The 21,747-nt window shown below is 41.5% G+C and carries 16 protein-coding genes and 1 pseudogene; 7 read left to right on the top strand and 10 right to left on the bottom strand.

Annotated features, from left to right (window positions below):
- The coding region (locus tag IQ274_RS37055; RefSeq protein ID WP_228058566.1) for a hypothetical protein at positions 1-188 on the top strand (188 nt) is incomplete at its 5' end.
- Between the two features lie 59 nt (positions 189-247).
- Here IQ274_RS37055 and IQ274_RS33780 read toward each other — a convergent pair.
- On the bottom strand, positions 248-403 hold the full coding sequence (locus tag IQ274_RS33780) for a hypothetical protein (protein ID WP_163935769.1): 156 nt from the start codon (positions 401-403) through the stop codon (positions 248-250).
- 111 nt (positions 404-514) lie between these two features.
- Between IQ274_RS33780 and IQ274_RS33775 the strand changes: the two genes are divergently transcribed.
- Positions 515-1,339, top strand: coding sequence for an SAM hydrolase/SAM-dependent halogenase family protein (locus IQ274_RS33775; protein ID WP_194144916.1), 825 nt, complete (start codon positions 515-517; stop codon positions 1,337-1,339).
- A 157-nt stretch (positions 1,340-1,496) separates the two neighbouring features.
- Here the strand turns inward: IQ274_RS33775 and IQ274_RS33770 are convergent, their stop codons facing one another.
- Together IQ274_RS33770 and IQ274_RS33765 are read right to left on the bottom strand one after the other, a co-directional pair.
- Positions 1,497-3,485, bottom strand: a complete 1,989-nt coding sequence (locus IQ274_RS33770) for an ATP-binding protein (RefSeq protein WP_194144915.1) — start codon at positions 3,483-3,485, stop codon at positions 1,497-1,499.
- Entirely contained in the window at positions 3,482-4,756 is a 1,275-nt protein-coding gene (locus IQ274_RS33765; RefSeq protein WP_194144914.1) for a DUF4255 domain-containing protein, read from the bottom strand. The genes IQ274_RS33770 and IQ274_RS33765 overlap by 4 nt, the downstream gene beginning before the upstream one ends.
- A 397-nt stretch (positions 4,757-5,153) precedes the next feature.
- Here IQ274_RS33765 and IQ274_RS33760 point away from each other — a divergent pair, with 397 nt between their 5' ends.
- A complete protein-coding gene (locus IQ274_RS33760; RefSeq protein ID WP_194144913.1) occupies positions 5,154-7,259 on the top strand; it encodes a serine/threonine-protein kinase in 2,106 nt (701 codons plus the stop codon).
- 209 nt (positions 7,260-7,468) lie between these two features.
- Here IQ274_RS33760 and IQ274_RS33755 read toward each other — a convergent pair whose 3' ends face one another.
- Positions 7,469-9,070: a peptide ligase PGM1-related protein gene (locus IQ274_RS33755; RefSeq protein ID WP_194144912.1), complete on the bottom strand. Its 1,602-nt coding sequence runs from the start codon at positions 9,068-9,070 to the stop codon at positions 7,469-7,471.
- Positions 9,071-9,998: 928 nt separating this feature from the next.
- Between IQ274_RS33755 and IQ274_RS33750 the strand changes: the two genes are divergently transcribed.
- On the top strand, positions 9,999-10,871 hold the full coding sequence (locus tag IQ274_RS33750; protein ID WP_194144911.1) for an SDR family oxidoreductase: 873 nt from the start codon (positions 9,999-10,001) through the stop codon (positions 10,869-10,871).
- A 290-nt stretch (positions 10,872-11,161) separates the two neighbouring features.
- A complete protein-coding gene (locus IQ274_RS33745) occupies positions 11,162-11,419 on the top strand; it encodes a hypothetical protein (protein ID WP_012409850.1) in 258 nt (85 codons plus the stop codon).
- Between the two features lie 28 nt (positions 11,420-11,447).
- Here IQ274_RS33745 and IQ274_RS33740 read toward each other — a convergent pair.
- Positions 11,448-11,852, bottom strand: a pseudogene (locus IQ274_RS33740) (magnesium transporter).
- Positions 11,853-13,135: 1,283 nt separating this feature from the next.
- On the opposite strand from IQ274_RS33740, the gene IQ274_RS33735 reads away from it, so the two are divergent.
- Positions 13,136-16,180 carry a PA14 domain-containing protein gene (locus IQ274_RS33735; RefSeq protein ID WP_194144910.1) on the top strand — a complete coding sequence of 1,015 codons (3,045 nt, stop codon included), beginning with the start codon at positions 13,136-13,138 and terminating at the stop codon, positions 16,178-16,180.
- Positions 16,181-16,233: 53 nt separating this feature from the next.
- Here the strand turns inward: IQ274_RS33735 and IQ274_RS33730 are convergent, their stop codons facing one another.
- The 4 genes from IQ274_RS33730 to IQ274_RS33715 all read right to left on the bottom strand — a co-directional run bounded on the left by IQ274_RS33730 (position 16,234) and on the right by IQ274_RS33715 (position 20,336).
- Positions 16,234-17,784 carry a mercuric reductase gene (locus IQ274_RS33730; RefSeq protein WP_194144909.1) on the bottom strand — a complete coding sequence of 517 codons (1,551 nt, stop codon included), beginning with the start codon at positions 17,782-17,784 and terminating at the stop codon, positions 16,234-16,236.
- 250 nt (positions 17,785-18,034) lie between these two features.
- Positions 18,035-18,808, bottom strand: a complete 774-nt coding sequence (locus tag IQ274_RS33725; protein WP_194144908.1) for a TVP38/TMEM64 family protein — start codon at positions 18,806-18,808, stop codon at positions 18,035-18,037.
- Entirely contained in the window at positions 18,777-19,535 is a 759-nt protein-coding gene (locus IQ274_RS33720; RefSeq protein ID WP_163928993.1) for a TVP38/TMEM64 family protein, read from the bottom strand. The genes IQ274_RS33725 and IQ274_RS33720 overlap by 32 nt, the downstream gene beginning before the upstream one ends.
- Positions 19,536-19,625: 90 nt before the next feature.
- Positions 19,626-20,336: a TIGR04283 family arsenosugar biosynthesis glycosyltransferase gene (locus tag IQ274_RS33715; protein WP_163928994.1), complete on the bottom strand. Its 711-nt coding sequence runs from the start codon at positions 20,334-20,336 to the stop codon at positions 19,626-19,628.
- A 216-nt stretch (positions 20,337-20,552) separates the two neighbouring features.
- Here IQ274_RS33715 and IQ274_RS33710 point away from each other — a divergent pair, with 216 nt between their 5' ends.
- Entirely contained in the window at positions 20,553-20,732 is a 180-nt protein-coding gene (locus IQ274_RS33710) for a hypothetical protein (protein ID WP_194144907.1), read from the top strand.
- A 218-nt stretch (positions 20,733-20,950) separates the two neighbouring features.
- On the opposite strand, the gene IQ274_RS33705 is transcribed toward IQ274_RS33710, so the two are convergent.
- The coding region (locus IQ274_RS33705) for a hypothetical protein (RefSeq protein WP_228058565.1) at positions 20,951-21,747 on the bottom strand (797 nt) is incomplete at its 5' end.

Below are 21,747 nucleotides of genomic sequence, written 5' to 3'. Positions count from 1 at the left end.
TATGTAAAATCTCAATGCCCGTACCAGCCACCACCGAATCTAGCGCAGCGTTCCCCAGTTGCGTCAATGTTCACAGTTCCAGTTTTTTGTTAACGATCGCACTTGACATTCAAGACAGTCGCTACAATTTTTTTAACCCAAGCGTATTGCCCCAAGAGCGCAATTACCATAGAAAGCAAACCCTCTAAAAACAAAAAAACCCGCTACAGCGGGTTACACAACAAACTAAGAACAATGAAAACTTGATTTAGCTGGAATATCTCATTTCAGCTTCAAGTTGACGAATCAGTTGTTCGTCGCCCTTTGCTCTGGCTACTTGCAAGCGATGCTCTAGGCTTTTTTGAATATTCTCTCTGTGGGCTTCTTGTGCTTTCCTTGAACTTTGTAGTCTACCTTGATTCATAATGATTACCTTCTTTAATTTTACACTTTATGTCTTCTATTGATAACATAACACATATTTTGTAGCTGTTGCTACAGAATTTTATAACTTAATGTAGATTTTAACAAAAATATGTCTGAAAAGCAGATGGAGCAACAACGACTCATAACTTTTCTAAGCGATTTTGGCGATCGCGATATTTATGTAGGCGTAATGAAGGGAGTCATAGCCCAAGCCAATCCCAGGCTGAGGGTGATAGACTTAACGCACCAAATTCCACCGCAAGACATCGCCGCAGCCAGGTTTTGCCTGATGAATGCTTATCCCTATTTTCCCGTTGAGACAGTACATCTGGCAGTAGTTGATCCAGGAGTGGGAAGTAAGCGACGAGCGATCGCAGTAGAATTTGCTCAAGGGTTTTTAGTAGGCCCAGATAATGGTATCTTTAGCGGCGTACTTAGTCAAAGCCCGGCGATGTCTACGACGGGCTACGCCTACGCAGCCGTCGAACTTACAAATCTTAACTATTGGCGAACTCCTCAACCAAGCAACACTTTTCACGGTAGAGATATTTTTGCACCAGTGGCAGCTAGTCTTGCTAGTGGTGTCTCCCTCAAACAACTAGGACAAGAAATTGATCCAGCAAGTTTGGTCAAACTGGATATAGCCGACTGCAAGCAGACAAGCAATGGTGTAGTGGGTTGCATTCAATATATTGACCACTTTGGCAATTTAGTGAGCAACATTCCAGCAACTTACGTACAAGGCAAAACTTGGTATGTGCAAGCTGCTGGGTTGAATATACCAGGTTGTCAAACTTACAGTGATGTCAACGTGGGAGAGATACTAGCTTTAGTTGGCAGTCACGGCTGGATAGAAATTGCCATTAATAGCGGTAATGCTGACTCTTGGTTGCATTTAGATTGGCAAGCACCGCTTCAAGTTGTTCTAACATGAACCAATCACACTGACTAAAACTCTTCACTTAGGTGAGTTACAAAACCCACAAATCACGCATCATATCAAATATGGCGTTGCATATTTGCAAAATGATTTGGCAACTTCTAAAATTTCCCCCTGCCTCCTGCCTCCTGCCCCCTGCCTTCTCCCCTCTTCACATCCACCCCCCAACTTCCGCATCAGTTAAAGGCTTCTCTAACTTGCTATATTCCGTTTGAGCAGCCCGCAATACGTGTTTCATCTGCACTGCTTCCCCGGCATCAGCTGCCAGAAAAGCTGCATTTAAAGCTATGTTACGGATATTACCCCCAGCGACATTTAGCCGTGCTAGTTGCAGAGCATCTAAGTCTGCGGTTGGGGTGTCGGCGGGAAAGACGCGCCGCCAAATCTCGGCTCGTTGTGTTGTGTCGGGGAAGGGGAATTGCACCACGAAGCGAATCCGGCGCAGAAAGGCTGTATCAATTGCACTTTTTAAGTTCGTAGTCAGGACTGCTAAACCTGGATAGCTTTCCATGCGTTGCAACAGGTAGCTAACTTCAATATTGGCATAGCGATCGCGCGCATCTTTAACTTCACTACGTTTGCCAAATAAAGCATCAGCTTCATCAAATAACAAAATCACCCCGCCTTGTTCAGCAGCATCAAATACCCGGCGCAAATTCTTCTCTGTTTCGCCAATATATTTGCTAACTACCGATGATAGATCGATTCGATAAAGGTCGAGACGCAATTTCTGGGCGAGTACTTCTGCCCCCAAGGTTTTACCAGTGCCGCTAGCACCTGCGAATAAGGCACTAATTCCCAATCCTCTAGCACTCTTGCCACCAAAACCCCAATTGTTATATACAGTACTGCGTTGACGCACATGAGCCGCAATGTCTCGCAGAACTTGTTTCTGTGCCTCTGGCAATACCAAATCTTCCCAATCACCAGATGGCTCAATCCTTTGGGCGAGTTCATCCAAGCGCGGACGTGCTTGCACACGGCAGGCATCCCATAAAATGCTCGTGATATCGTTGTCTGGTTTTTGTGCTAATTGTCCTGCGGCTTCTGCACAAGCAGCCCGAATGGTTGCGGCACTTAGGTTAAACTGATCCACTAAGGTTTTAACTTGCCCGTTCATTTGTGATGCCATTGAACCTAGGGCATCTTGCCAAACTGTACCTTGTTCTTTGCTAGTTGGTTGATGTACGTCAAAATTAACTACCAGGCGTTGTCCTAGTCCAATCCGTTCTCGACTCGTAACTATTAAAAAGCCCTTGGTGCGTTCGATGAAACGAGCGATCGCATTCAGCCGCGCCATATCATTATTATCTAGTTCGTTGCAGTCTATGAGTAACGCACACTTACTTAAAATCGTCTCGCGAGTCCACAGGCGAATCAGATTATCTAACTCGCTAGGTGCTAAGGGAATAAGTTGTGCAGGCATTACCCACAAACTTAAACCCTGGAGTTGACAAATGGTCGCGGCAATGGCGCGTTTGCTAGTAGTTTCGCTACTACATAGCTGCACGATTGGTAAGCTATTAATTTTGTCAGCTTGCGACCAAACTGCTGCAACTCGCTCTGCTAAATCTTGGTGCGAGGGGACTAAATCGCTAACCTCTGGTAATGGTTCAATGATGCCAGCTAATCGTTCGTCAAGATATTGAATGCCCGTGAGATAATGTAAAATTCGTTCGTCAATTCTTACAGGACTGAGAGTCAAGGCATGACCATCACCAATTTGAATTAACCGCCAATGACGTAAGGGAGCATTTGGAGCGATCGCATCCCAGTGGACGTTAGGTAAAGCGGACAGAGCTAAACTTAGAGTTGGGTAAGCTCGTTGTAAATCTCCGTGTGTTATGGCACACAATTTAGCAAAATCTCCATTCAACTCCATACCTGCACACAACAACAACAAATCACGTTCAAAGGATGAGAGACTAAATATTTTGCATACTCTCTCCAATGCTGATGGCGCAGGCATTGCAGCAGCCGCTTCCTGTAAAGCTTGCTGTAAATTCTCTTGATTTTTCTCTACAGATTGATTTTGCTCTTTTGCCGTGTGATTTTCTAAAATCCCACGCACCACGGCAAGGGCTGCTGATAGATAGCGGTAGTTTGCCTCATCCCAATTGCGATTTGTTGTAGCATTCATAAGATTGTCACCTGTGGCGAATCATAAGCTCCAGACTGATTCTTCCTGTGCAGTGGACTTTCTGCCCCATCTACTTGCACCCGAACAATATAAGTCCCTGGCTTTACATTTTTGACAGGAATAGTAATTGCATCGGTGTCTTCAATGCGTGATGCAACCAAGAAAGAGTAAGCTACCGGACTATTAACTGATACTTCATTGAGTAGCAAAATTACTCGCTGTGCCTTACCAACTTTGGGCTGGAATTTAACGGTAATTTCTGCTGTGCGTAAATTGTCGCCGCTATTTTCCACTTGAGCGACAAATGCCGTAATTGTTGGATGGATGACAAAAGCTGCAACGTTTGATTCAAATACATAATCTGTTTGTCCTGCATTGCCCATTGTTAGATGTACAACTTGGATACCTTGCACACTTGCGTATAAATCTGATGGGATTAACAGGCTAATTTGTGTTTCTTTAACATCATGAGGTACTAGTAAAGTCTCCCTATGACTCAAACGGATTCGGGTAATCTCACCACGTAAACGTTTACCACGAATTACTAATGTTGTACCTGTAAAAATCGTTTGCTCGGTCTTTGCCGAAGCCATAACTTGCTCTATAGTCGGTTGAGACAAGGGCATGATATAGACTTCAGAATTTTCAGGTTTGCTACTCTCAATCAATACCATTGATGCCAGATAGGTAGCTGAAGGTCGATAGTGTGTTTGTAACGCAGACCATAATTTAGAAGTTTCTTCCATGTTAAAAAACTCTGGAGTCAGTTTAATCTGACCAATTTGTTCAGCTAAATCAGGTACAGATACACTTGCTACAGCTTGCGAAAAAGCACTTGAGGTATTAGTTGTAGAGGCATTTATCAGAGTATTCTCAATAATATCCGATGTGATGGCTGGTGTTTTGTGTAATAAATGCATTGCATAGCCCAATAAAAGCTCCGCCTGAAAATCCTTGGCTCCATACGCTGTTAGTAAGTAATGGAGGTCAAGAGCTAGTGGCGGACTCTGAGAAGATGCGTTTCCATTTATACGTGAATGCCTGCTGCGAAATTCCTGAGATACCCAATCGACATTGCGGTTCTGTGTTACTTGATAAAGAAAGAGGTTGATTTGAGCCCGCTCGTCAGCTTCAACTGAAATTCGATCGGGTGGTAGGGCAGTTACAATCACATCACCAACACTCGCAGCGATCGGATCGCTGACCAAGCCATTTTCCAGCAAGACTTTTAGTACTGCTGTCACGGCGGCTATAGAGAGTACATTACTCATCCTCGTTCCTCATGGCAATAGCACATCTTAATCATGTACGCCAGAGTACATTGACAGAATATATTTTGCAAAACTTTAAATATTCTGTAACAGAGACTATCCGCATGGCATACGAAGTATCAGCACTAATGAAGCTAAAGACCTCGTATAATTTGCGTTAACTTCACATCAGGAACCAATTTTAAAGCACCATAGGGCTTAATTTTAAACATTTTATCAAATTGCTAACATTATTTTAAGTTAGTAATATGTTAAGCTGGGTATAATCAGATAAAGGCTAAGTAATATATGTTACTAATATTCATCTAAGTTACCAAGTCAGCAAAATATTTGTAATACTAGTAGTATATCTGAGCTAAAGTCAAAACCTTAAAGTTACTAGAATGGGTTCCCCCAGATGAAATCCCCACCTCCTTCAAATTCTTGGATTGGTCGCTTGGTAGGTGATAACGAGCGATATCGTTTAGACAAACGGTTAGGCGGGGGTGGCATGGGAGATGTCTTCCTGGCAACGGACACCCGTGTTGGTCAACAAGTAGCGTTGAAGTTGCTCAAAGATACGCTGGTGGCATCACAAGAAATGAGAAAGCGTTTTGAGCGTGAGGTAGCAGTTTGTGCTGCTTTGCAAAGTGACCACATAGTTAAAATTAGTGATTGTGGATTCACTTCGGAAGGCTTTCCATTTTACGTAATGGAATATTTACGTGGGCAAACGCTCAGACAATTACTGCTGCGCGAGAAGCGGCTATCTGTTGAGCGGGCGGTAAAAATTATGGCGCAAGTTTGCAAAGGTTTACAGCTTGCCCATCAAGGGGTTACTCTCCAACGGGAAGGCGGAAAAAGCACTGAGCATATTCAGGTAGTTCATCGTGACCTGAAACCAGATAATATATTTTTAGTGCCTACAGATTTGGGTGAGTGGGTAAAGGTTTTGGATTTTGGTGTTGCCAAAATTCGGAGTGAATCTTCAGAAAATGCCAATATTACCAATATCACCAGTACTTTTATTGGCACATTTCGTTATGCACCTCCTGAGCAAATCCAAAGCGATAAAAACCTGGATGCAAGGGGTGATATTTACAGTTTAGGAATCATCCTTTATGAAATGCTGAGTGCTGCCGATCCTTTTGGAATCAGCATTAAGGGTAGTCATGTCAGCGAGGCTTCTTGGGTATTAGCTCATGCTTATGAACCACCGAAGCCACTGCGATCGCAGCCAGGTTGTGAGCATTATTCCGTAGAATTGGAAGCGGTGGTGATGAAATGCCTCCACAAGAACCCAGCTAACCGATTTGCAACAGTAGAAGAACTCAATCTTGCTTTGCAATCTGCTGCCAAATCCGTCACAAACACTATTAATTTACCGGGAAAAGCTACCGGGCAATCACAACCTTCCTCCAATCAGGGTTCAAATCACGAAACTGTTCCCAGACAATCGAACGACGACACCGTTTACCGTCCTCCATCTGCATATAATCACGGTTCAAATCACGAAACTGTTCCCAGACAATCGAACGACGACACCGTTCTCCGCCCTCCATCTGCATATAATCAAGGTTCAAATAACGAAACTGTTCCCAGACAATCAAACGACGATACCGTTCTCCGTCCCCCATCTGCATATAATCAAGGTTCAAATCACGAAACTGTTCCCAGACAATCAAACGAAGATACCGTTCTCCGTCCCCCATCTGCATATAATCAAGGTTCAAATCACGAAACTATTTCCAGACAATTTAACCCGATTGAGCAAAACCAATCAGAGGAAACAGTTCCTCCCCTTCAGCCTGGATACAACCAAGGTTCAAATCACGAAACAGTTCCGAGGCAGTTTAACCCAGTTGAGCAAAGTCCACAGAGTCCTGTGAATAATCCCAACCCCAGAAAACCGGACGTGACCTTGTATCAACCACGACCTGGGGCGAATCAAGGTGGACAACAAGTGCAGCCAGATAAGACGTTGTATCAACCGCGACCTGGGGCGAATCTTGGTGGACAACAGGTGCCACCAGATAAGACATTGTTTCAACCGCGACCTGGGGCGAATCTTGGTGGACAACAGGTGCCACCAGATAAGACATTGTTTCAACCGCGACCTGGGGCGAATCAAGGCGGACAACAAGTGCCACCAGATAAAACATTGTATCAACCGCGACCTGGAGCGAATCAAGGCGGACAACAAGTGCCACCAGATAAGACATTATTTCAACCGCGACCTGGAGCGAATCAAGATAGACCACAAGTACCGCCAGATGTGACATTGTATCAACCACGGTCTGCATCCAATCAAGGCAGACGACAAGTACCACTAGATGACACTATTTACCAACCAAAGCTAAGTGAGCAGCTAGCTACAAAAATTACTCCCAATTTTTTGCGAATCTTGGGAGTAGTTTTGGCAATTGGGCTGACTTTAGCCTTAGTGGCCTATATTTATACTCAATCTCGTAAAGAACCTAGCAACCAGGAAAGTTTACCTAATAGCGATCGCATTCAGAACTAACAAGGGTTATAGATGAATGGCACACTTGTTAATCGCAAAGCCCTGATATAACTTGCTTTTTGAGTGTGGGGAGTGTGGGGAGTGTGGGGGGTAAGACTTCTTCCCCGTCCTCCCACACTCCCCACACCCTGCCCTGACGAGGTTTCAGCTTTTCTTAGTGCCATTCGGTTATAGATAAAGCATATTTCATTCCTGGAGATGTCTTTTACCTATATATATTCATCCCAAGCTACGGGAAAAGAATAATCTGAAAACGCCGAGAAATCACGATTTTCGCTGCGGGTTTCTTCATCCAAAAACTTGACAACTTTGTTATAAATATCTTGTGCTTGTTGCGGAGAATCACCGATGCTGGTTAATCCCAACTTGCCAAACTGCGAAAGACAACCCATGAGATGAAACACTGTGCCAGTCTCTGTACCAGTGTCAAAGTGTAGTCTGTGTTCAGCGATGATATCCATCAAATCATTAGGTAACAATCCCTGATAGCGCTCTTTTTGCAAATTATCAGTAGCAATGTAGTATTTTGGACGACCTTGCTGACTATAAAATAAGCCCGTAGAAAGGTCATAGCGACCGTTTGTTAATAATTTCAGGGTCATGAATGGATGAGTTGTGCCACCTTTACGCAGATTAATTTCGATCGCCTGAATATCCCACTCACCATTACCCTTGTCAACGGTGATAAAATCTACGCCAAATCGCTCTAAAGTACCTTTCTCTGCTAGCTTGCTACCAACTTGTAGTCCTAATTGTTGTAATTGTAATCGATAGCTTTCATCAGCCGGGAAGCGACAACCAAGGTAAATCTGACCGTCTGGGCCTCCGAGAATTTGGTCATGAGTTGAAAGGATTTCCACTTTACCAGTGGGTGTGATCCGGCCTTGGACACTGGGCGATCGCTTTATTTCCCCTTCCACAAATGCTTCGACAATTGCCCCTAATTCTGGGATTCTTCCCGAAAAATTATCCCAAGTCTCAAGTTTTGCTTGAAAGCGCATTGTTGAGAAGCGATCGCTAATTGCTGCTACCCTTTCAGCATGAGTCCCAATACCTGGTGCTAAATTCTCAATTGGCCTCAGATCGAGCAAGGCATTTCCCTCTCCCGAAATGCCTTCGTTGAGTTTTACCACTACCCGTTTTAATGTTGGTTGTCTTTCCCACAAATCACTGGTAGCTTCTGCCAAATCTGTGTGGTTCCAAATTTTTTCGCTACCATCTGGATGCGGTACTCCGCTTTCGGCGAAGATTTGCCGACTGCCACTTTTTGTCCCCCAAATCTGTAAATCTGGTGCAGCAGCATACAGTGGTACACCCAATTTTAAAGACAATTCGCCTTCCCAGTGCGAAGAGTTGTAGCAGATCATAAATGATTTATCTAGCCTCAAAGATTGATGAATACGCTCTAGTAGACGGGGGCGTTCTAAAATCTTTTGACTGAGAGGTTTAAGGGAAGAATCGTAAGTAGAAAGTAGCAGCAAGCGATTGCGCGCATGAGAAAAGGGAATTCCTGGCAAAAGTTGCAGATAATAATCAATGATACTAGGATGCAGTGGTACAGATGTTACATAAACCAGCCGAGTCCGAGGATTCTGCAACCGAATTAAAGAAAATAGTAATCTTTCTTCATAATGTTCGCAGCCTTCGATCTTTTGGAGTTCGCGCTGATCGAGACTCAGGGAGGGAATAATTAAAATATCCGCTTCACTATTGTCAAACGACTCGATCGTTTTCCAGCGATCGCGCAGGGTTAATTGTAATTGGCGAAACTTTTCAACCTGCTCTAACTCGGAAATATTTAGTATTGCCATAACCCCTGCCCTCTAATAATCCCAATGTAGCGCACCACGCAGGCTTTTGGCCTATTAGTTTGGTAACTAGTAAGCAAGTACTTTATCCTACAAAAATGTGGCTATGCAGATATCAGCTTAAATTAATACCAATGAAGGTTGAACGCATAATTTTATTATTCTGTCAAGCTATTTTTAAAGGTTTGTAGTAATGAGTTGATTACTTAGAAAATAAGGACTAAACTCATTAATCTAAAATTGTCAATATGACTCATATTTTATTACGTGAAAAAGCTCCGTACAATTTAGAAAGCCTTCTTTTCTATTGCCTCTTGCCTGCACACGCAAGTAACTATAGCTACGCTCCCGTGAGGGATACAAAAATCAAAGCAGATTCCTATATCTATAAATTTAAACTTGACAGACTAGTAGGTAGTTGTGCAACTACAAAGTGAAAAAGTATAAATCTATATTTTCATTTATCGACAATGGCACAGTTCTTGAGTGAGCTAGAAGAAATCATGATTAACTAATTGAATAATTTTTATTATTTAATTTATTTTCTGTCTTAAGGTTGAGCAAATTTTATCTTAGTTTACCTCTAGAGAGCGATAAATTACAGCAACTTAATAGTTAACTTAATAGCAGATGAAAGAGATAACTATTTCATCGAATCATAGTTTTATACTTGTTCTTGCCGTCAGGTGAATAGTGTCTGTCATGTTTGAGTATAAATAACGTCAGCTGCCTACAGTTTCTAGAAATAAGTGCCTTTGATACGAATTCGGGATATGTATATCCGAAAAATTGCAAATGGCAAGTAGGAGCCGAAGCGGAAAATAAACCTTGGGTTAAATTTTTGATCCAGGGTTTACTTTTGAAAATGGCTAATGAGAAAGATGGGGGTAATAAATGCCCAATTCAATATTCAATTACCAAGAAAAAACTTATGGCTAAATCAAAAGAGAAAAAAGAGAAAACATTGCAGCCGCCACAGCAGCAAGAAGTACCAGGTGTTGAATCAGAAATGACACCAAAACCGAAAGCAGATGATGCCGAGTATCGAGGTAGTGGCAAGTTACAAGATAAAGTAGCATTGATTACGGGTGCAGATAGTGGTATTGGTCGTGCTGTAGCGATCGCATTTGCTAAAGAAGGTGCAGATGTGGCTATTCTTTACTTGAATGAACACGATGATGCCAAAGAAACAAAACATTTGGTAGAAAAACAAGGTCGTCGTGCAGTAACTATCGCAGGCGATATTGGCGATGAAACTTTTTGTCAGCAAGCTATCCAACAAACAGTTGGTGAGTTTGGCAAACTCGATATTCTCATCAACAACGCCGCCGAACAACATCCTAAAGAAAGTATTGAAGAAATCACTAAAGAACAGTTAGAGCGAACTTTTCGCACTAATATCTTCTCAATGTTTTTTATGACTAAAGCTGCACTCAAGCATTTGCAAATAGGCAGTGCTATCATCAATACCACATCGGTAACAGCTTATAAAGGTAGCCCACAACTGCTAGATTATTCTTCTACAAAAGGTGCGATCGTTGCTTTTACCCGCTCCTTATCACAAAATTTGGTGTCAAAAGGAATTCGCGTTAATGCTGTCGCGCCAGGGCCAATTTGGACACCTTTAATTCCCTCAACTTTCCCAGAAGAAAAAGTTGAGAATTTTGGGAAACAAGTTCCAATGCAACGAGCCGGACAACCAGAAGAAGTTGCCCCCAGCTATGTATTTCTAGCATCTGATGATGCTTCTTATGTCTCTGGACAAGTGCTGCACGTAAATGGTGGCGAAGTAGTCAATGGCTAATTGAAGAAGAATTCAGAAGTCAGAATAAATTCTGACTTCTGAATCCTGAATTCTGTTCGATACAAAAGTTAGGAGTTAGAAGTCATAGAATTTGGAATTTTATATTTTTTGTTTAATTCCAAATTCCAAAACTAAAGTTATCAGAGTTCAAAATTATAATCTATTAACTTCTAACTACTAACTCTTCACGCCTAACTCTACCCTCATTGTCTTCCATTAGAGGGATGAGTAAAAATTGAAATATTGATAATCTATTCAGCAGCATACATTTAGAGATAACAACTACGTCTATGGCATCTCCTACACCACTATATGGCACAGAACTAGTAGATTGTGCTAGAGCAAATGCCAAGCAAGGGATTGAAACTGCTGCTTATCAATGTGGCTATGGTCAAGACCTCAACAAATTTGCCCGAGAACTCAGACAAGCTTGTGAAGAAATGAATTTACAAGTAAAAGAACTCAGTGGCTTAATTACTGAACAAGACATGATACTGCAATTGGGTACAGGCGAAATTGTTGCTCCAGTGACGGAATCAGAATTGTAAAAAATAGTCATTTGTCGTTTGTAATTTGTTATTGATTAATGACCAATGACTCCTTTCTTAACCTTAAAATTAACTGCGCCAAATTGAAATAAATCAAAACGCCTACTACATCAACTTCTGTAGTAATAAATGGTGCTGACATCAATGCCGGATCTAAACAGGAGGTAGCAAAATAGAAACGGCAGTGCTGAACCAGAGATAAAAGCTAATACAGAAATCGCTACCAGGCACATGCCGCGATCGCTACTTCTAATCGCCCTTGCAGAAAGTAAACCCATACAGTTGCGATAGTTTCGCGGCCAACTATCTGCAATGTGCCAAGCGATCGCATTTCATCGGTGTTCATCCCTCGAATCACCACTGTAGAAGACTGGGCAAGCACATTACCGCCAGCACCAGTCAGCAAAGGGATAAACGCCGTCAGTGTCACCATTTTTGTGAAAATTTTCTCTTGTGACTTAATAATTGTTCCTGTAATGGTTTACTGGTTATAAGTAAAACCAACAACCATACAACCCGCTTCTGAGCAATTTCTAATAAATTCATCTGAAAATAGTTGTCGCCCCCGACTGCACACTACCACCCAAGGTATAGATATCTTCGGTGGTTTCTTGTTGTCCTCAAATCAGCTTGAACATTCCCACTTACACCCTAGTAGTTCGCCAAGTGAACTTGGCGGGGTAAAGGGTAAATGGGAAGGGGGAAAGGTTTCAAATCCCTTACCCCTTACCCCTTACCCCTTACCCAGCCATCACGCAGCATTTTTGGGTTGGCAGACTACTAGTTTCATACAAGTGGAGAAAAACAACAACTGGGTTGCAAAACCTCTCTCCTGTTTCTGATCACAAAGATATAAATTAATAGTCAAGGTTAAGCATAGATAAATATTACTTTTTTAAATCTTTAAATATTAAAAATTTTCTTTATATAATTTTCATGTCATTAAGAAATATGAGGCTACAAAACATGACATCATTCCTTATATTGGCAATTTTTATTTAAAAACCATTAAAACTTTTATATTCCTTTAAAAAGGTATATAGCAATATGAATATTTAAATAAAGTTCTATAAAAAAGATAGACATAACACCCTGATATAGTGTCAAATATGTAATTGATAAATCTAATGACAGTACCTAAGCGTTCTCATGTAAAATATAATCTTCGACTACTTAAGCATTTATCTGACATCTTGGATTTTGCTTTGTTTCAACTTTATGTAACTGTTTATCAGTTAGATTAAAAGCTCTCTTGAGAGGTTACTTATAATTTTTAATTAAATTCACTTTGGTGAATTTAATTAAAAATTATAAGCTTGTAACAAAAAATAACCATTTATTAGGACTATTGCACCCTTTTGATAATTAATATCTGGTATTTCTTGTAGTACCAATTCTTCTCTATAATCTACTTCAAAGAATATATAGAAAGGTACATCAGTCCATATTCGTTCATTTTGAGGTTGACACAAATAGGCAGCCCATTAGAAAGGAATATGAGCGAAGGATCATATATAAAAAAATAGTTTCTATCAGCAATTAAGAGAAAATATTACATGCAACAAATATATTAATAAGAAAATTTACTGCTATCTTATTAATATGTTTACACCTAGTATAGCTACGCTTTTTTTGTTGGAAATATCCATTATAAAACTAATTCCACAACATTAATTATGGAATTAGTTCTAGCGCTATTGTGAGGCATATATTTCAATGAATGAATTACAGAATCAAAATTCTAACCCAACGGTAATTGATAATAAATCTCTACAAACCCTTGATAAGACGCTGCTGCCAAGTATTTCTTCTCAAGCTAGTGCCAGTCTGCTTTCTCAGGGAGATGGACTCAAAGCAGAGTACTACGACAACATCGACTTTACCAACCTCAAGAAAACCCGTACAGATGCGACGGTGAACTTTGACTGGGGTCTTGGTTCTCCAGATTCGTCCATTGCTCCAGATACCTTCTCAGCACGTTGGACAGGTCAGGTAGAAGCCAAGTACAGCGAGACTTACAACTTCTATACCACTAGCGATGATGGTGTGCGACTCTGGGTGAATGGTCAGCAAATCATCAATCAGTTTGTCAATCAATCTGCCACTGAATTTAGCGGCTCGATCGCACTAGTTGCAGGTCAAAAGTACGATATTAAACTTGAATACTACGAAAATACAGTCACTGCCGTTTCCAAGCTGGCTTGGTCAAGTGCTTCTCAAACCAAAGAAATCATTCCTCAGTCCCAACTTTATAGTCAAAGCGACGTACCTGCTAATGGCAACGGCAACGGACTCAAAGCAGAGTACTACGACAACATCGACTTAACCAACCTGAAGCAAACCCGTACAGATACGACAGTGAACTTTGACTGGGGTCTTGGTTCTCCAGAACCGTTCATTGCTCCAGATACCTTCTCAGCACGTTGGACAGGTCAGGTGCAAGCCAAGTACAGCGAGACTTACAACTTCTATACCACTAGCGATGATGGTGTGCGACTCTGGGTGAATGGTCAGCAAATCATCAATCAGTTTGTCAATCAATCTGCCACTGAATTTAGCGGCTCGATCGCACTAGTTGCAGGTCAGAAGTACGATATTAAGCTTGAATACTTCGAAAATACCGTCACTGCCGTTTCCAAACTGGCTTGGTCGAGTGCTTCTCAGACCAAAGAAATCATTCCTCAGTCACAACTGTATTCACCAGTTCTTCAGACCACAATCACATTAGGATCATCTTCCACAACTCTGAACGAAGGCGCTGTTAATGCTACCATAACTTTGCTCAGGAGTGGTGATTTAAGCAGCACATCTTCAATCAAGTATGCAACCATAGCTGGTACTGCCACAGCAGGAGTTGACTACGGAAGTGATGGTACCGAAAGCGCTGGAACAATAATTTTTGCGCCGGGTGAAAGCAGCAGACAGGTATCAATTCCGATCAATGACGATTCATTAATAGAAGTAGATGAAACTTTTAGTTTTGTTATCGATCAGCCAGGAGGAGCAACACTAGGACTTCAAAGAACTCTTGGAATTACGATTCAAGATAATGATCGCTCTGGCATCGATTTTAGTGCGCCAGTAATTAATGAGGGTGCCGGTACAGCTACAGTGACAGCTACACGGGGTAACACTGTAGGCGCTGCTAGTGTGAACTACACAACTGTGGATGGAACGGCTAAAGCTGGATCTGACTACCAAAGTAAATCTGGAACCTTGAGTTTTATTGCAGGACAAAGCCAGCAAAACATTATTATCCCCATTATTAATGACAACGTTGAGGAATCAAATGAAACATTTACTCTCAACTTTAGTAATGCAGTTGGAGTCCAACTAACTAATCAACAGACAACTATCACGATTCTTGATAATGACTCTACTAAGTTTGCTTTAGATACGGTAGCTTCTGGTTTGAATCAACCCACAGCTTTTGACTGGACAGCTGACCAAAAGCAGATGTTCATTGCCCAGAAAAATGGGGTAGTGCGAGTCTTAGACAACGGCAAATTATTAGCAACACCATTTATCGATATTTCTGCACAGGTAAATGACACGCGCGATCGCGGTCTTTTAGGCATTGCTGTACATCCAGATTTTGGCAAAAGTCCAACCGGCAATAACTATGTTTACCTATTGTATACTTACGATCCACCAGAAACTAATCCAAACAACCCTAAGAACAATCCCAATAGCACATTGGACAATCCCGATCAGAATGGGAATCGGACTGCACAGCTAATTCGGGTAACAGCTGACCCCAAAACAAATTACACTACTGCCATTGCCGGCAGCCAATTTGTGCTACTGGGTACTAATGCCACTTGGGATAATATTAGCCGTCCAGATGGAAATAGCACAAATGTCTCACTAGGCTACGCACCATCAGGAATTATTAACAAAGATACTGGTAAGCCGTTTACTAGCTTGCAGGATTATCTCAATAATCTCGATAAAGTCCAAAATATCCAGAATTTTATAGCCAACGATAGTGAATCTCACTCAGTTGGTGCTGTGCGCTTTGGTACCGATGGTTCTCTGTTTGTAAGCTTAGGAGACGGGACTTCCTACAACGGGATAGATCCGCGAGCAATTCGCGTTCAGGATGTCAATAATCTGTCCGGCAAGATGCTACGGATTGATGCGATTACTGGTAAAGGCTTATCAAGTAATCCTTTCTACAATCTTACTAACGACCCCAATAGCAATAGTTCTAAGGTCTATAACTTAGGTCTGCGTAACCCCTTCCGTTTCACAATTGATAAGAATAATAACCCTGTGATTGGTGATGTTGGCTTTGATACTTACGAAGAGGTCAATGTCGGAAAACCAGGAGCTAACTTTGGCTGGCCGTTCTATGAAGGAGGTCTTGATGCAAAAGGCAACATCGTCAGCTTGCAACAACCAAAATATGCGACCCTAAATGCAGCAAAAGACTTTTATAGTAGTGGCAAAACTGTTACAGCACCAGTTTATACTTACAAGCATTTTAGTTCCAATTCAATTGTTTTGGGTGACTTTTACACAGGCACTACTTTCCCCTCAATCTATCAAGGTGCGTTATTCGTTGGTGATTTCAGTCAAGGAACTATCGATGCTTTGACATTTGATAGCCAGGGCAAACTTGTCTCTGTTAAGCGGTTTGCTTCCCCCGCAGACACGCCAAATCTAGGAGTGACTACACAAATCACTACTGGAAAAGATGGCAATCTGTACTACGCCAACTTGACCGGGGGTGAGATTGATCGCTTCCGACCTGCTTAGAGATGACTTGAAGGAGGTCAGTGAACAGTTATTCGACTGTTCACTGATTTTTGTCAAGATAACTTTGTTAGAAATCCCAACAATTTTTTGGTATTTGATGTCAAGAGTGTGCGGCGATAAGCATCAGCGGCTTTTTTAATAGCTTCGGCTTGAGTGGGATAAGGATGAATTACACTGCTTAACTTACTCAAACCGAGCTTATTCACCATTGCTGTAGTTAATTCTGAGATCATCTCACCCGCGTGACTGGCGACAATAGTTGCACCAATTATTTCATCAGACCCCTTTTTATGGTGGATTTTGAGAAATCCTGATTCTTCACCATCTGCGATCGCTCGGTCTACACTACTAAAAGGTATTTTGATTGTCGTCACCTCAATACCCAATTTCTGCGCCTCGTGTTCGTACATCCCTACGTGGGCAATTTCTGGGTCAGTATAAGTTACCCAAGGCATCACCAAACTACTGAGTTTCGAGCGTCCTAAGCCAAAGGGAGAGAATAGCGTATTTTTAATCACAATCCGCGCCGCAGCATCAGCAGCATGGGTAAATTTCCAGTTCATGCAGATATCGCCAGCCGCATAAATTTTGGGATTGGTCGTCTGAAGATAATCATTTACCTTCACACCTTGGCGTTTGTCGTATTCTACACCCACAGCTTCTAAATTTAGATTTTCGACATTTGGCGATCGCCCCGCACCGACTAAAATTTCATCTACTGTCACCGAATCTCGATGACCATTAGAAGAAAAGTAAAGCCGTTTCCCTTCAGTCACAGTTACTACTTCTTCTAATTTGGAATTCAACACTACGCGAATTCCTTCCCTAATCAAAACCTTTTGGAGAATTTCAGCAGCTTCAGCGTCTTCTTTATTCAGAAGATGAGAACCGCTATGGAAAAGTACCACCTCAGAACCCAAGCGGCGGAAAGCTTGCGCCAATTCGCAACCAATGGGGCCGCCGCCAATCACCGCCAAACGTTCCGGTCGTTGAATTAGGGAAAAAACCGTCTCATTCGTTAGATAACCCGCCTTTTCAATTCCCGGAATCGACAGTTGTGCGGCTCTTGCGCCAGTAGCAATTACAGCTTTTTTAAACCGCAGGGTTTTACCGCCAACTTCCACGGTATTCTTACTCGCAAATCGACCGCTACCCAAAAAGACATCGACACCCAACTTTTGAAACCGCTCCGCCGAGTCGTTGTGGCTGATATCAGCCCTTATCCGCCGCATCCTTGCCATAACTTTGGGAAAATCAACATCTATATTATGTTGGGGAATATTAACTCCCAAGTTTTTAGCATCCCAGATTTCGCCAACTACACGGGCAGACCGAATAATAGTTTTAGATGGTACGCAACCAACATTTAAGCAATCTCCACCCATGAGATGCTTTTCAATTAACGCCACTTTTAAACCCAAATCTAGACCAGCCGCCCCCGCCGCCACTACTAATCCCGCCGTACCAGCTCCAATTACTACCAAATCATAAACATCTGCCGGTTGAGGATTAACCCAGTTTGGCGGATGGACGTAAGACACCAACTTTTGGTTATATTCATCCGTTGGGCGAACCGTGACTCTCTCTAAATCTGAATTGGTCATTGGCGAAACCTCTTTTAAGAATTGAAAATACTAAAGTCAACTACCTTTGGGAGGAATTGAAAATTAAGAATCCTGATAAATTTAGTTGGCTCAGTCTCTTGTTTTTTATGTTTGTTTAATAATAAATACAACCTTTGAATTGTTTTGTCCGTTTGGGAATTGACAGATACGATTAAAGTTTTCCTGTATAAACGTTTCAACAATCGATAATTTACAGCAATTTGCTGTTGAATAGCCCACAATAGAGTACCTACAATTCCTCTTCTAAAGCTTTACGTGCAATCCGGGTTATATAAACTGTAACGGCTACTGTCGCAATCAAACCCAAAATCCGAATTGCCCATTGTAAAGTTGGGTTAGTAGGTTGAGCTTCAGTACCAATCATGGCAAGATTACTTGCAAGGGAACCTATATAAACGTACATAATGGTTCCAGGAATCATCCCTACAGAGCCAATGAAATAATCTTTAAGTGAAACTCCCGTGATACCAAAGGCATAATTTAATAAATTGAAAGGAAATATTGGCGAGAGTCGCGTTAGCAGGACAATTTTTAATCCTTCTCTGCCAACAGCTTGGTCAATGGCGGCAAATTTTTTGTTATCTGCAATTTTACCAGCAACCCAGTTCCTTGCTAAATAACGTCCCACGAGGAAAGCTGCTGTAGCGCCAAGGGTTGCACCAATGAAGACGTACAAAGAACCCCAAACTACGCCAAATATAACGCCAGAACCCAAGGTGAGAATAGAACCAGGGAAAAAAGCGACGGTAGCGATAATGTAAAGTGCAATAAAAGCTATGGCTCCCAACGCATCCAGGCTATCAATCCACTGCAACGAATCCCGTAAAATGGTTTGAGGATTGAAATAATTTGGATTTGCAGATTCTTCTGCTAGAGCCGCTTCTGTGTTTAATGCGAAAGCACTCGCCAATATCAATAATATTAATACACCTAGGCTAAAAAGCTTCTGTAAGTTTCTGGCATCAATACTTTTAAATATCTGAATGATTGTTATTTTTTTCATGGGTTGTTATTTCTTCTAATGCCACACTTTGAGCTAATACTTTTTGAGCAACTTTTGTGATATGTACAGTCACGGCAACGGTAGCAATCAACCCAACTACTTGCATTATCCATTGCCAGACTTGAGTTTCTGGAGTAGTTGGTTGATGAGATGTGTTAATCATGGCAAGATTACCAGCTAAAGAACCAATATAAACGTACATCACAGTACCAGGAATAATGCCAAAGGAACCTAATATATAGTCTTTGAGAGAAACCTGTGTGACTCCAAAAGCATAATTTAATAAATTGAAGGGAAAAACAGGACAGAGACGAGTTAGAAAAACTATTTTCCATCCCTCTTTCGCAACTGCTAAATCAATTGCTTTAAATTTAGGATGTTTGTCCATTTGTCGAGAAATCCAATCTCGTGAAAGGTAGCGTCCAATAATAAAAGCTAAAGTTGCTCCGGCTATTGCAGCAATTAGCACATATATTGACCCCCAAAATACTCCAAACAGACAACCACCTTTGAGTGTCAAGAGAGAACCCGGTATAAATAATAATGTTGCCAAGTTGTAAATGAATATATAAGCGATAGGCCCTAAAACTCCAAGACTCTCAACCCAAATGATTGATGTGTGTAAAAGTCCCTGAAAGTTTAACTGTTTAGCAGCAATTATTAAAGTGAAAATCAGGCAACTTAGGAGTAGTAGTTTGAGTTTAGAAGTTAATAAAGGTTTTTTCATTTTTATAAGTTTGACCTTCTGAGGCTCAAGTTTGAAACCTAGATTTTAAATTCACTGCTCCTAAGATATAGTACTCAGATGAGAAACAGCTTAAATTCTTTTAAATTTTTCTCGGCGATACCAACAACGAATTCGCTCAGGTGAAACGCCGAGTAAATAAGCAATAATTACTATTTGATTAAGCAGCGTAGTTTTGAATACTCCCTTTTGCAACCATCTACGGGCTGAAGTAACAACTGGTGTAGGAATAATTACAATTCGTCCAATGGATTTTAAGCAACGTATGAGTTCAAAGTCTTCCATGATAGGCAATTCAGGAAAACCACCAATTTGCTGAAATACTTTTTTGGTTAAAAAAATTGCTTGGTCGCCGTAGGGCATTTGGCAAAAATGCGATCGCACATTTACTCCCCACTCCACCCATCGTAAACTTAAAAGTGGTGCATCAATCCGCAACTTAAATGCACCAGCCACAGTCCCAGGTTGTTGTAGCGCTGTGCGAATCATGTCATCAAACCCAGTCGGTAAACGGGTATCTGCATGAAGAAATAAGAGAATATTCCCGCTAGCAGCTACTACACCCGCGTTCATTTGCACAGCACGACCTGGAGATGATGAGATAACTTTGACATTTAAAGACTGAGCTATTTCTATGGTGTCATCTTTAGAGCCACCATCTACTATGATTACTTCTATATTTGTATTGGGTTGAGTAGTTACAATTGCTTTTTTGATATTCCCTGCTTCATTAAGAGTCGGAATAATAATAGAAATTCTAGCTGCGTCAATATTTTGACTCATAAATTGTTATTTTTATGTTACTGATGGAAAGTTTACCCTCAGTTTATTGACCCTCCTAAGTCGCTACCGCTTCGCTATCGCAAAATACTATGTTATTCTAAGACCGTAAAAATACTGAAATACTTTACTCTATTATTACTTCAGCACTTGAAGTATTATTTTATCCTGGTGTTCAATTAATTCATACCGCACTCAGCAACGCCGAAAAATCTTGCGATGCCTGCGGCAGGCGGAGCCATCGCTTGGTATACAAAAGCTTTAGAATTCAAAAATGGCAAAAGTTTTCGGGGAGTGACAAAATCGGTTGATAGTGATTGTCATGCTTCTAAAATGCAGCATTTAGGTCATTTCCAAAAATATAGTATTTACGAGATCACCTGCGGAATCTGGGTTTAAATAAATCCCCGTCTGAAAAAGTCTTTATAATTAACAACTCATCATGAAAACTAGTATTTTTCACCGCCTGTGCCACACCCTGACAAATGGTCGAATGGGGCTATTGCTGCTCGGTCGAAGGCGTGGCATCGGCGGATGGAGAAACTGAAGCTTTGAGTTTCCTATGGAATACTGGGACGATCGCCCTGCTTTACGGATTTAGAATTGCTCGGTTTCTTTTAATTAGGCGCTCTTACCCCATTTTGTCCCAATGCAGAATAGTCTCTGGGTGGGAAGAGGCTGGCTGCACTATTTACATCATACTTAAATCCTTGGACAGGAACTCTTTGCTTGAACGTAATCCCTTGAGCGGGAGCGGGTGATATTCTTGCGTTTCTCCCATAAGCATCTGTATAGATTACTGAATTTGCAGAATTGCTAAATGCAAGACCAGAAAAGTGAGTTTCTCTTTGAGTTGTTCCTCTAAAAGGCGATCGAGGGTCGTCCCACTCGACTTTACTACCAGCAGCTAACGTTTCTTCGCAAATTAGAGTTGTAGAAAGAGGATGCATTGGGTCGTAGCATTTATTCACAGTCCTATTGATCTTCGTTGTGGTAGACGGATCATAAAAACGGGAAGGATTTGCGACCTTAAAGTAAAAACTTTTTCCAGCAAAGCCAGTAAGCCAAGATTCAGTATTTCTTGAATTTACATCTGCCGTTTGTTGATCAACTGTCCCACGCTGGTAACAACCATCAGTAGGAATGGCACGATGGGCATCACCATAGGGTTGATTCGTAGGGGAGGGAGGAAAGCCAGGATTTACCGATGATAAGTCACACAAAGAAGTTTCAGGTTCTTTAAATTCTCCGGCAGCACCAAACAAAGCAAAATGCTTTAAATTGAAAGGTTCAAGCCCATCACATTTACCAGACGCAAACATTTCATGGGCTGTATTTACTAGCGCATCCGGCGAATGTGTACCCATGTGCAGTTTTAAGCTCACGTCACAGGATTTAATTAAACTGCTGTTGC

Origin of the sequence: Nostoc sp. LEGE 12447 (assembly GCF_015206985.1) — a bacterium.
Classification (GTDB): domain Bacteria; phylum Cyanobacteriota; class Cyanobacteriia; order Cyanobacteriales; family Nostocaceae; genus Nostoc.
This window is presented reverse-complemented; position numbering and strand designations above follow the sequence as displayed.